Origin of the sequence: Ruminococcus sp. YRD2003 (genome assembly GCA_900109435.1) — a bacterium.
Lineage (GTDB): Bacteria > Bacillota > Clostridia > Oscillospirales > Ruminococcaceae > Ruminococcus > Ruminococcus flavefaciens_G.
Window position 1 is genome coordinate 1 of the sequence record FNZT01000013.1, and the last position, 12233, is coordinate 12233.

Annotated in this window: 12 protein-coding genes, 1 tRNA gene and 2 rRNA genes; 13 read left to right on the forward strand and 2 right to left on the reverse strand. The window is 53.7% G+C overall.

What is annotated here, in order from left to right; all coding sequences use genetic code 11:
* From BMX22_RS11650 to BMX22_RS11660, 3 genes are all read left to right on the forward strand, one after another.
* Positions 1-164 (forward strand): 23S ribosomal RNA (locus BMX22_RS11650); the annotation flags it as partial.
* A gap of 55 nt (positions 165-219) precedes the next feature.
* A 5S ribosomal RNA gene (rrf, locus tag BMX22_RS11655) occupies positions 220-336 on the forward strand.
* Positions 337-379: 43 nt separating this feature from the next.
* Positions 380-456, forward strand: a tRNA-Ile gene (locus BMX22_RS11660).
* A gap of 104 nt (positions 457-560) precedes the next feature.
* Here the strand turns inward: BMX22_RS11660 and BMX22_RS11665 are convergent.
* Both BMX22_RS11665 and BMX22_RS11670 read right to left on the reverse strand, forming a co-directional pair.
* Positions 561-1271, reverse strand: a complete 711-nt coding sequence (locus BMX22_RS11665; RefSeq protein ID WP_207645883.1) for a helix-hairpin-helix domain-containing protein — start codon at positions 1269-1271, stop codon at positions 561-563.
* A gap of 30 nt (positions 1272-1301) precedes the next feature.
* On the reverse strand, positions 1302-2897 hold the full coding sequence (locus tag BMX22_RS11670; RefSeq protein WP_074742617.1) for an MBL fold metallo-hydrolase RNA specificity domain-containing protein: 1596 nt from the start codon (positions 2895-2897) through the stop codon (positions 1302-1304).
* 167 nt (positions 2898-3064) lie between these two features.
* On the opposite strand from BMX22_RS11670, the gene BMX22_RS11675 reads away from it, so the two are divergent.
* From BMX22_RS11675 to rpsL, 10 genes are all read left to right on the forward strand, one after another.
* Positions 3065-3433 (forward strand): hypothetical protein, encoded by a 369-nt coding sequence (locus BMX22_RS11675; RefSeq protein ID WP_074742618.1) that lies wholly within the window; start codon positions 3065-3067, stop codon positions 3431-3433.
* Positions 3434-3444: 11 nt separating this feature from the next.
* On the forward strand, positions 3445-3714 hold the full coding sequence (locus BMX22_RS11680; RefSeq protein ID WP_081349199.1) for a GNAT family N-acetyltransferase: 270 nt from the start codon (positions 3445-3447) through the stop codon (positions 3712-3714).
* 43 nt (positions 3715-3757) lie between these two features.
* Positions 3758-4888, forward strand: a complete 1131-nt coding sequence (locus BMX22_RS11685; protein ID WP_074742620.1) for a DUF4317 domain-containing protein — start codon at positions 3758-3760, stop codon at positions 4886-4888.
* Positions 4889-5110: 222 nt separating this feature from the next.
* Positions 5111-6550 (forward strand): hypothetical protein, encoded by a 1440-nt coding sequence (locus tag BMX22_RS11690; protein WP_074742621.1) that lies wholly within the window; start codon positions 5111-5113, stop codon positions 6548-6550.
* A gap of 21 nt (positions 6551-6571) precedes the next feature.
* Positions 6572-7216 (forward strand): hypothetical protein, encoded by a 645-nt coding sequence (locus tag BMX22_RS11695; RefSeq protein WP_074742622.1) that lies wholly within the window; start codon positions 6572-6574, stop codon positions 7214-7216.
* A 14-nt stretch (positions 7217-7230) separates the two neighbouring features.
* On the forward strand, positions 7231-7905 hold the full coding sequence (gene ispD / locus BMX22_RS11700) for a 2-C-methyl-D-erythritol 4-phosphate cytidylyltransferase (RefSeq protein ID WP_074742623.1): 675 nt from the start codon (positions 7231-7233) through the stop codon (positions 7903-7905).
* An 11-nt stretch (positions 7906-7916) separates the two neighbouring features.
* Entirely contained in the window at positions 7917-8393 is a 477-nt protein-coding gene (ispF, locus tag BMX22_RS11705; RefSeq protein WP_074742624.1) for a 2-C-methyl-D-erythritol 2,4-cyclodiphosphate synthase, read from the forward strand.
* A gap of 308 nt (positions 8394-8701) precedes the next feature.
* Positions 8702-10060 (forward strand): Trk system potassium transporter TrkA, encoded by a 1359-nt coding sequence (gene trkA / locus BMX22_RS11710; protein WP_074742625.1) that lies wholly within the window; start codon positions 8702-8704, stop codon positions 10058-10060.
* A gap of 22 nt (positions 10061-10082) precedes the next feature.
* Complete coding sequence (locus BMX22_RS11715) at positions 10083-11519, forward strand: TrkH family potassium uptake protein (protein WP_074742626.1); 1437 nt, start codon at positions 10083-10085, stop codon at positions 11517-11519.
* A 205-nt stretch (positions 11520-11724) separates the two neighbouring features.
* Positions 11725-12141, forward strand: coding sequence for a 30S ribosomal protein S12 (rpsL, locus tag BMX22_RS11720; protein WP_031559492.1), 417 nt, complete (start codon positions 11725-11727; stop codon positions 12139-12141).
* Positions 12142-12233: the final 92 nt, after the last annotated feature.

Here is a 12233-nt window from a genome sequence, read left to right on the forward strand (position 1 = left end):
AACGGATAAACGCTGAAGGCATCTAAGCGTGAAGCCGACCTCAAGATAAGATATCCCATCGTAAGAGTAAGACCCCTCAAAGACTATGAGGTTGATAGGTGCAAGGTGTAAGCGTGGTGACACGTTCAGCCAGCGCATACTAATCGGTCGAGGGCTTTTCCTTTTACTTCATTCACATGAGGTTCTCCCTCAGCATTGAGCTTTGTTCAGTTTTTAAGAGTTGGTGCATATTGCGATGAGGTCACACCCGTTCCCATTCCGAACACGGAAGTTAAGCTCATCCGCGTCGATGATACTCGGCTGGTGACGGCCCGGGAAAGTAGATCTGTGCCAACACAAAGGTTAAACGGAAGTCAAAGACTTCCGTTTAATTGTATCAGGGCCAATAGCTCAGTTGGTTAGAGCATCCGGCTCATAACCGGACGGTCCGGGGTTCGAGTCCCTGTTGGCCCACCAGCGCCAAGCGGGCGCGCGCAGTTCGCGGTTCAGTTCTTCTGGACCGCGAATTTTTTTTGCCGAAAAAACGCCGTCCCCGCACTGCCGCGGGAACGGCGTTTGTGTTATTCTGCTACAACGTATTCGAGTATGTCCGCAACATCCGACTGCACCAAAGACTTGACGTACAGCAGTTCATATGTATTGCTGAAATGGCCGAGCTTCTCACGGAGCTCCACTATCTCCTCCGCCGTTTCTTCATCTACGTGCGGTAGCAGCATCAGCGTCTCCGCATTTGCAGTGTTTATGTCTATGGGAGCGACGTCTTCGAGCGTGAGCGGCGGCTCGGTCGTCTCGACCTCCTCCGTCGGCTCTATATCGGGAATTGTCGGCTTCTCGGTCTGTGCCGCCGTCGTGTATATCGGGTCGGCAACAAAGACGTGCCCGCGTATATCCGCGAATGTCGCCTCGCCTATGCCCGACACCTGCATCAGCTCCTCAATGTTGAGAAAACCGCCATGCTGCGTGCGATAGTCAACTATCACGGCTGCGAGATGCTCGCCGATCCCGTTGAGCTGTGTCAGTTCCTCGGCTGTCGCGGAGTTGATATCGAGCATAAGAAATGTTGTTGCGGTTTGACTTGTCGGTGCGGGAGCGGTTTCCCGCGCTGTGGTGACCTGTACGGATGCAGCCGCTGTCGTCACTACGGAGCGCGTAATAACAGCGATGTCCTCTCGCTTTTCCCTGCTGTCGGTGATGTGCCATGCTGCCGAGCCTGCGAGGATCATCCCTGTGGTTATTATTAGTGCTGCTTCTTTGCCTCTCTTGTACGGCACTGTCATCACCGCCTGTCAAGCCGCGTTTTTTCAGAGCTCCCAGTCGTCGCAGAGCTTGTTTATTGCTTCTGTCAGCTTGCGCATATCGGCGTTTGCTCGTCCGTCCGAGAGCTTTATTAGGCGCGAGAGCCTGTCGGATGCGGAAAGCAGGTCGCTGTAGGTGACGCTGATGTTGCTCTGGTGTTCCTTCTTCGGGAGGAATACCGCCTCAGCATCAACTGTAACTTCGCCAGATATCAGGTCGAATTCCGCTCCGCTGTACGGGGCGTAGACGTCCGCGCCGAGCTCGTCGCGAAGGTGCTGGGCAAAGCTGTCCGCTGATGTCATCTCGCCGTGATTGATGAAGAATTTCTTCACGCCGCTTATCGCCTTTGCCCATTCGGTAAGTCCGTTCACGTCCGCGTGACCGCTTACGCCAGGGAGCTGCTTTATCTCGGCTGCGACCTTGACCGTCTCGCCGAAGAGCTTTACCCTTTTTGCGCCCTCAATGAGCGCGCGTCCGAGAGTATTCGATGCCTGATAGCCTACGAAAAGTATCGTGTTTTCGGGCTTCCAGAGGTTGTGCTTGAGGTGATGCTTGATACGGCCTGCCTCGCACATACCGCTCGCGGAGATGATGACCTTCGGGCGCGTATCATCGTTTATAGCGCGGGAATCGTCGCTTGTGAGCGTGCGTATCAGTCCCTCGAATGTGATGGGATTTACTCCCTTGCGCACGTAGGAAAGTGCTTCCTCGTCGTAGCAGCTCTCGCGGTTGTTTATGAAGATGTCGGTCGCTTCGTTGGCGAGCGGACTGTCTACATACACGGGGAATTCGTCGTGTCCCCTGACGAGCCCGTCGTGCTTTATCTGGCGCAGGAAGTAGAGCATCTCCTGCGTTCTGCCGACTGCAAACGACGGTATGATGACGCTTCCGCCGCGGTCGAAGGTCGTCTGGAGCACCTTCGTCAGTGCTGTGACGTAGTCGGTGGGGCGGTCGTGAACGCGGTTGCCGTAGGTGGACTCCATAACTACGTAGTCGGCGGCGTCGATGTACTGAGGATTGCGTATGAGCGGCTGGTGAATGTTGCCGATATCGCCCGAAAAGACGATAGTACGTGTTTCGCCGTCCTCGGTCATGGTGAGGATTATGCTCGATGAGCCGAGGAGGTGTCCCGCGTCGCGGAAACGTATGCTTATGCCCTCTGCGACTTCCGTATCGGTCTCGTATTCGTGCGGTACAAACAGCTCTATTGCACCTATGGCGTCGTCCATCGTGTAGAGCGGCTCGTAGTCGTCCTCGCCGCGGCGCTGTGCCTTTCTGCTGCGCCATTCGGCTTCAAATTCCTGTATGTGTGCGGCGTCGCGAAGCATGACGCTGCAAAGGTTGGCTGTGGCAGTGGTGGAGTGTATCTCGCCGCTGAATCCGCCCGCAAAGAGCAGGGGGAGCAGTCCCGAGTGGTCGATGTGGGCGTGGGTGAGGAGCACAAAATCTATATCGGCGGGAGCTACGGGTATCTGGACGTTTTTGAGGACGTCCTCGCCCTGTTCCATTCCGAAATCGACAAGGAATTTCTTGCCGCAAGCCTCGATATATGTGCAGCTGCCCGTGACCTCGTGGGTAGCGCCTATGAACATCATTTTCATGGTTAAGCCTCCTAATACTTTTTATGTAATTATAACATATTGAGATGTAAATGTCCATAGCTTTTTGTGAATTAGTTTTCCGTTGCTTAATCTTTCCATTTATGGTATAATATATGTATAATTGCATCAGGAGCGAATTATGTTGAAAAAGGAGAATAACGGTTAGCATGGAGCACAGGATAAGACTGCTCCGCAAAGATGAGTTCGGCGAGCTCGATAACTTCCTGTATGAGGCGATATTCGTTCCCGAGGGAGTGTCTCCGCCGACGAGGAAGATATTGTTTCAGCCCGAATTGCAGGTGTATGTCAGGGATTTCGGCACGCGCCGCGGTGACGTCGCCTTTGCTGCGGAATCGGGCGGAAAAGTGGTCGGTGCGGCGTGGAGCCGCATAATGAACGACTACGGTCATATAAACGACGATACGCCTTCGCTGGCGATATCGCTGTATAAGGGCAACACCGCACAAAGCCCGCCAGAAGGCTTTGTACTGTATATGCTTGCATATTTTCCGTCATCTTGCACAGAAATTCCTTGACATACGTCAGTATGCCTGCGGAATTTCTATACAATCTGACGAAAAATCTGTCGGCGCATCTCCAGCACAAGCTTTGTGCGGTATTGCCTAAGGAATACCGCGGCATCGGTATCGGTACGGAGCTTATGCGGGCTCTGCTCGGCGAACTGAAAAGCGTCGGATTCGGACAGGTGTCGCTCTCGGTGCAGAAGACGAATCGTGCGGTGAGGCTCTACCGCAAAATCGGATTCGTTACCATAGACGAAAACGACGAGGAATACATAATGCTGTGCAGGCTGTGAACCGCACAGGGCGCAGTCCTCTTAAAAAGGAAAGGATACTATCATGAACAAGAAAGAAACTCAGGAGATCAAAAAGAATTTTTCGGATAAGAGCGGCTTCTTCATCATGGAGCGCGTACTTACGGGCTTTGTCGATGCGGAGAAGAATGTCCGCTACTCTAAGGCTAACGCCTGCGTGACGATGTCGGTCGAGGAGCACGACGTCTACGACGAGACGCTCAAGAAAGTCCTCAATACCAACGTCGGCAGGAACTTCTGCGAGTATGAGTTCCCGAATGAAGCCTACGAGGAGGGCAAGCCGCAGGAGATACTTTACTCGCTCCTTAAATCCGAGCTCAAGGACGAGGTCGTATGCGAGAACTTCCTCAACCATATCGCCAATAACATTACATATACGGGTCCCTTTGCCGTCATCACAGCCTACTGCGTCTACACGATACGCAAAAAGGACAAGAATGATGAGTTCGCTGAGGGCGACGACGAGGTCTACCGCTATCTGCTCACGGCTGTCTGCCCCGTGAATACGAGCAGCGACGGATTCGTGTTTGACAGCTTCAACAACGAGATAACCAAAAAGGTCAACACCGAGCTCATCATCAGCAAGGCACCGTCGGACGGCTTCCTCTACCCCGTTTTCAGCAACAGGAGCTCCGACATCAACCACGTTATGTATTACGCGAAGTCCGCAAGCAAGCCAAATACTTCCATTGTCGAGGACGTGCTCGGGTGCAGCTTTGTTATGTCTGCGGACAGCGAGAAGTCGAGTTTCCAGAGCATTCTTAAAACCGTTGTCGGCGATGACCTCGACTATATGGTGATAAAGACCGTCAACGAGAAGCTTCAGGAGGTCGCGGAGGAGAGCAAGGACGAGACCGATACCGCTGTCATCGACAACACCAAGCTTAAAGGTATCCTCACGGATATAGGCGTTCCTCAGGAGCGCGTCGAGATGACAGACCCCGTCTTCGAGCGCGTGTGCGGCAATACTCCGCTGACCGTGTCCAACCTCATTGAGAAGAAGACCGTGCTTTCTTCTGCGGGCATCACTGTCAACATCAAGCCCGATGCTGCCGATAAGGTGCGCACCAGCGTCATCGACGGCAGACGCTGCCTCCTCATCGACATCGACGACCCGACTATCGAGATAAACGGGCTGCCTGTTACGCTTAATTGAGCGCGTTTTGTAGGGGCGCATTCCGTGCGCCCGCAAACAATTTCAAAACTGACGGGCGAGCGGAACTCGCCCCTACAGAATATCCTTGTAGGGGCGCCCTTTGGGCGTCCGCAGTTTACAGGAAATTATCGGACCGCCAAAGGCGGTCCCTACAAGTTTTCATTGACATAAAACCTGTCCTATATTATAATGTATTTACGATAACTCACACGGAGGAGCTATATGGATAAGTTTTTGAAGATACATATGGGCAGCGCAAAATGCGCTGTCGACCTCGGTGACGGCAGCGAACGCGGCGAGTATGTTTCGCAGGACTATATACTCAGCAGACTCGGACGCCCGCACCGCAGCATCAGCCTCATGTACTGCTATTACCCTTTCGACAAGCACTGGCCTGCACGTATTTCCGAGGCGATGAAGGATGCGAACGTCTCCTTTCAGTGGGACTATCCTTATGACGATTACTTCCCGTACCTCGGCGGTCTCGGAGGCAGCCGCGACGGTCAGCCGTTCGAGCAGATGAGAGACGTCCGCAGACACGGGCAGGACGTTACGCTGACTATTACTATGGACCCCCGTGTCACCGACGAGCAGCTCGCTGCGATAGGCGATGACCTCCGCTCGTTCGGAAGGCTCTTCCTGCGTATCAATCACGAGGCTACGGGCAGCTGGTTCTCGTTCAACAAAAGAGCGACCTATCAGGAGGTCGCAGACTTTTACTGCCGTGCGTGCCGTGTCATCAAGGAGCACGCTCCGAATGTGCAGACGGTGCTGTGCATCGGCGGTATCGAGGACCTCAGCTCCGAGGAGATAGTTATGGAGAAGGAGTTCGCTCAGGCTGTACGCGAGACAGATATATGGTCAGTTGACAAGTATATGGCACTCCATTGGGGCTGGCCGTTCGACGTCGCGGAGACGGGCGGAAATTCCCACGGCAGAAGCGCTGTCCGCGACATATACGCCCTGACTAAGGCGAGCTATGAGCGCTACAAGTACATATGCGGAGGCGCGGAGAAGCCTATGGTGATGTCGGAGTTCAACGCTGACGGCGACGTCACGGGCGCATACGAGCAGGCGGAAATGGTGAGGCTCTTCTGCGATATCCTCGACGAGGACAAGGCTGACTGGTTCTCGGGTTTCACCTTCTATCAGTTCCGCGACAGAGGCAGGCTCGGGCTCGAAATTGAGGACCCGAACAACTCCGAGGTCGGCATAGAGCAGCCTGTGCTCAAGACCTACAGGGAGCTGATAAACCGTGAGCGCTTCCTGCCATCAATGACCGAGAAGGGCGAGGCAAAGCTCCCCGTCAGGCTCCGCTGGGGAAGCTCGGAGGACGCCGACGGCATTGCTGTTCCCCTGCATTTCGACGGCGACCCGCACTTCTGCGAGCTTGTGTTCGATGACGACTCGAACCTTATGATAGAGCTGAACGGACGCTGGTTCTATAAGTCGCCGAAGGCAAGGACGATAGACCTCATGCCTGCCTTCTATGAGAACAGGCTCGGCGGAAGTGCCGATATGACGCTGAAAATTTTTGCTCCGCCCGCAAGCGGCGAGAATGACCTCTCTGCGGAGGACGGACTGCTCAACTACTTCTACACGCTCGAAAAGCTCCCGAAGATACGCATTCTGACTGCTCCCGTGGAGCCGAGCAAGGACTGATAAGAAAGGCGATTACCTGACATGGAAAGAAAACTTAACAAGAAAAGAGTTATTATTGTCGGCGCAGCGGTAATGGCACTGCTGCTGATAATAGTCGGCTGCATAACGTTTTTTACGAGCTGCGGAAAGAAAAAACAGGAAAATCAGCCGCTCCTGTGCGAGGAGCCCGCTTTCCCCGAGACCCTCGCCGCTGATGGCGGCACTTATACCCGCAAGCTCTCGACCTACTGGTGGGTCAAGGACGTGAACAACGGCAAGGTCATCCTTGAGGACGTAAACCGCTTTCACGGCGGTGATGTACCCGATGCTGATCTCGGTGTCGTTGACCTTCAGGGCAGGGTGATCATAACCTGCGACAACCGCGAGGTACACTTCACGGACAAGGGCTATATCGCTACGTGGCACGTCGAGGGAAACAACAGCACTTATAACTTCTTCAATATGGGCGGCAACTGCCTTGCAAGCCTCGATTCGACAAATGCCGAGACAGTTGAGAAGTACGGCGAGGCGATGAAGTCCAGCGAAAAGGAGCACGCGGAGATAACCGACAAGGTAAGCGGCTCGGTGAAATACTTCGGCAAGTATGCTGTCGTGAGCGAGTCAGACGGAAATGACGCCAAAAAGAAGGTCAATACCTGCGTTTATGAGTTCAAGCCCGCGCAGTGATTCGGAGGTAGGATATGGATACATCTGTAGTGATAGTTTGTGCGGGAAATTCCACGCGCATGGGCGGCGTGAACAAGATACTGCTCCCGCTCGGGGACAGGCTCGTCATCGGCGTGACTATGCTCGCTTTCGAGAGATGCGAGAGCGTCAGGGAGATAGTCATTGTCGCGAGAGAGGCTGATATTCCCGCGATAAAGGCTGAGGCGGAAGCCGCGGGGATATCAAAGCTCCGCGCCTGTACTACGGGCGGCGCTACCCGTCAGGAGAGCGTGATAAACGGCGTGAAGCAGATATCCAAGGATACGAAGCTCGTTGCGGTACACGACGGAGCGCGTCCGCTCGTCAAGCCCGAGCACATCGAAAAGGTCATTAAGGACGCCTCGGTCTTCGGCGGCGCTACTCTCGGCGTTCCCGTCAAGGACACCATAAAGACCGTGGACGGCGGGCTCATCGTCGATACTCCGCCGCGGAAGATGCTCTACATCACGCAGACTCCGCAGATATTCAAGCGCGACCTCTACTTCGAGGGCATCGACTTCGCTCTCGAGCACGGGCTCGATTTCACCGACGACTGTCAGCTCGTCGAGGCTATAGGCGGAAAGGTCGCGATGACTGTCGGCGACTATACAAACATCAAGATAACGACTCCCGAGGACATAAAGCTCGCGGAGGTACTGCTTAACTGCTGAGGAGGACGCATATGTTCAGGATAGGTCACGGATATGATGTTCACAGGCTCGTCGAGGGGAGGAAGCTCATTCTCGGCGGAGTCGATGTTCCGCATACGGTGGGGCTTCTCGGGCACTCCGACGCCGATGTGCTCGCACACGCGGTGATGGACGCTATGCTCGGAGCTCTTGCGCTCGGTGATATAGGTCACCTCTTTCCCGATACGGCTGACGAGTTCGAGGGCGCGGACAGCATGAAGCTCATGGCGGAGGTCGTGAGAGTCTGCCGCGAGAACGGCTACAAAATAGGCAATATCGACGCGACTGTCATCGCGCAGGCTCCGAAGCTCGCTCCGTTCATCGTGTCGATGAGGGAGAATATCGCGAGGGTGTGCGGCTGCGATGTTTCGCAGATAAGCGTTAAGGCTACGACCGAGGAGAAGCTCGGATTCACGGGCGAAAAGCTCGGTATCTCCGCGCACGCTGTGGCACTTATGGAAAAGATATGAGAAAAAGGACGGGCGACCGTCCTTTTTGATTCGTAATTCGTAATGCGTAATTATGGTATCGCCTGCGGCGATGAATCGTAGGGGACGGCGTCCTCGACGTCCCGTAAATTTGTCGGTTACCTACGGGCGGTCGAGGACGCCCGCCCCTACATTTGGTTGCAGGTGGTTTGACGGTATATTGGCGGGCGGCGGGACGCCCGCCCCTACAGAGGACGTTACAAATCTTCTTGACAAATCATTTAATCGGTTGTATAATTATTGTGAGGCGGTATAGCCTTACTACTTTTTTTCGTATTTCTGGAGGAATTATGGAAATTATCATAGTCGGCGGCGGCAAGGTCGGCAGCGCACTCGCAGAGGTGCTCTGCGACGAACACAATGTCACTGTCATCGACAAAAGTGAAGTAAAGATAAACTCTATAGTCAACGATTACGACGTCAAGGGCATTGTCGGGAACTGCTTGCAGACCGATGTCCTCGACGAGGCGGGCGCTGACAAATGCAATATTTTTATCGCTGTGACGAGCTCGGACGAGGTCAACATCCTCTCGTGCCTCATCGCAAAGAAAATGAAGGCGCGCCACTGTATCGCGCGCGTGAGAAGTCCCGAATTCGACAAGCAGCTCGTTTTCATGCGTGAGGAGCTCGGTATCAGCATGATGGTCAACCCAGACTACAACGCTGCTAACGAGATAGCAAAGGTGCTGCGCTACCCCGAAGCCATCAATATCGAATCCTTCGCGAAGGGCAGGGTAGACCTCGCCGAGATACGCATAACAAGCGGCAGTATCCTCGATAACGTTGCCCTCACTCAGCTCTCGCGCAGACTGAGGCTCGACGTCCTCATCTGTGCCGTTCAGCGCGGCGATGACGTCGTTATACCAAACGGCAGCTTTATCCTCAAAGCAGGCGACAAGATACATATGACTGCCTCGCACAGCAATATGGTCAAGTTCTTCAAGAGCATAAGCGCTGCTTACCGCGAGAAGCGCGTGAAGTCCGCTGTGCTCATCGGCGGCGGAAGAGTCGGCTATCACCTCGCTCAGCAGCTCCGCGAAATGGGCGTGAAGGTAAAGATAATCGAGATCGACGAGAATCGCTGCCTCGAGCTGAGCGAGCGCCTCAACAAGGTAAGCGTCATCCACGCCGACGGCACCGACCACGATATCCTCAAGGAGGAGAGAGTCTATGACGCGGACGCGGTAGTCACGCTCACTGGCATCGACGAGGAAAATATACTCCTCTCACTGCTCGCCAAGAACAACGGCGTCGAGAAGGTCGTTACCAAGGTGAACCGCATGACGCTCATGCAGCTTACCGATACCCTCGACCTCGACAGTATCATCTCGCCAAAGGGCATAACCGTAAATCAGATACTCCAGTATGTCCGCGCAAAGCAGAACTCTGCGGGTAATAACGTTACCACGCTGTACAGGCTCGTCAACGACAAGCTCGAGGCGATAGAGTTCGTTATCCGCGAGCATAAGGACTATGTGGGCGTCCCGCTGAAGAAGCTCAAGCTCAGAAGCGGTATCCTCATCGCGAGCATAGTCCGCGGAAATGAACTCATCATTCCGAAGGGCGATGACTGCCTGATGGTGAACGACAGCGTTGTCGTTGTCACCACAAATCGCGGCTTCGAGGACCTGAAGGAAATTTTCGATTAAAGGGAGATACTGCGGGAAAATCATGAACTACAGAATGATAACCTATATAATGGGTCAGATACTGAAGGTGGTGGGACTGTGTATGCTCCTTCCCGTGCTTGTGGGAGTCATCTACCATGAGCACCATATACTGCTTTCCTTTCTGATCCCGTTTGCGATAACGATGGCGATCGCCTTCGCCTTTACACTGAAAAAGCCAAAGGACAACACCGTCTACTCAATGGAGGGCTTCGTGAGCGTCGCCGCTTCGTGGATCGCTATGTCTGCGATCGGAGCGCTGCCGTTTGTCATCTCCAAGGAGATACCCAACTATTTCGACGCGCTGTTCGAGACGGTCTCGGGCTTCACTACCACGGGTGCGACTGTACTCGGAAATGTCGAGGCTATGTCGCGATGCTGCCTGTTCTGGAGGGCGTTCACCCACTGGTTGGGCGGTATGGGCGTACTGATGTTCGTGCTCGCGATAATGTCGAGCAACGATGCGCGTACCATGCATATGATGCGTGCGGAGTGCGCGGGGCCGAATGTCGGCAGACTTGTATCAAAGTCGAGCTTTTCGGCACGAATACTCTACGGTATCTACATCGCGCTCACACTCTCGGAAACAGGATTGCTCATGATCGGCGGTATGCCGCTGTATGATGCGGTGATACACGCCTGCTCGTCGGCAGGTACGGGCGGTTTCTCGATATGGAACAACAGTATCGCTCATTACGACAGCCCTTTCATCGAAATGGTGATAGCGGTATTCATCATACTCTTCGGTGTCAATTTCAACCTCTACTACTACATACTGATAAAGAAGTTCTCGCTCGCTTACAAGAATGAAGAGGTGCGCACTTACTTCGGTATAATCATACTCGCGACGGGCGTTATCACGCTCACTGTCATGAAACAGTACGGCTCTGTCCTCGATGCACTGAGACACTCGTTCTTTATGGTGGCTTCTACGATAACTTCGGCAGGCTTCTCTACGACGGATACGGGACAGTGGCCTGTATTCGCGCAGACTCTGCTCCTGCTGCTTATGTTCGTGGGCTCGTGTGCGGGCTCGACGGGCGGCGGCATGAAGGTCGCGAGAATAATGATAATCGTCAAGACGGGTATCCGCGAGCTGAAATACATCGTCAGCCCCCGCGCTGTCGCTGCCATAAAAATGGACGGAAAGCCCGTGGAAAAGGACGTAGTGCGCGGCGCAACGAACTATTTCATTCTCTTTATGCTCCTGTTCGCGATGTCGGTGCTGCTGTTGTCGCACGACCGCTTCTCCATTGAGGAGAACCTCTCGGCGGTAACGACCTGTATGAACAACATCGGCTTCGGCGTGGGCAGATTCAGCCCTTCGGGCAACCTCGGCGGGCTTGATTCCTTCTCGAAAGTCGTGCTCTGCTTCGATATGCTCCTCGGACGACTGGAGATATACCCGCTGATACTCCTCTTTGCAAGGAAGAAGGACTGATGCACTTTGCATGGCGCCCCGATGTGTGTCCCGCAAATTTGCCCTATATGTCGGGCGGCATTGTCGGCGGGACTGTGCAAATAACCAAATATAACGAAATGGACGGCTTTTTTGAGATTTTCTCTTGACAAGCCGTCCTTTTTTGGATATAATATCTTAGTGTGCTGTAATATGCGCATACAATATTTAAAAAAGGAGGAAAATCATGCCTACATTTAACCAGCTCGTACGTAAGGGAAGAAAGGATCTTGAGACAAAGTCCACAGCTCCTGCTCTCCAGAAGGGTTACAATGCTAAGAAGAAGACTCAGATCGATCAGAGCTCTCCTCAGAAGAGAGGCGTCTGCACTGCTGTAAGAACGGCTACACCTAAGAAGCCTAACTCAGCTATGAGAAAGATCGCCAGAGTTAAGCTCACAAACGGCTACGAGGTAACTTCTTACATCCCCGGTATCGGACATAACCTTCAGGAGCACAGCGTCGTTCTCATCAGAGGCGGACGTGTTAAGGATCTCCCCGGTGTGCGTTACCACATCATCAGAGGCGCTCTCGACGCTCAGGGTGTTGCTAACCGCAATCAGGCTCGTTCCAAGTACGGTGCAAAGAAGCCCAAGCAGAAGTAAGATGCTCTCTGCACAGCGCGCGGATATGCTGTATAAAAGCCGCACTCATACAAAATAGGATAACTACTGCCGCAGAATAATGCGGAGATGAT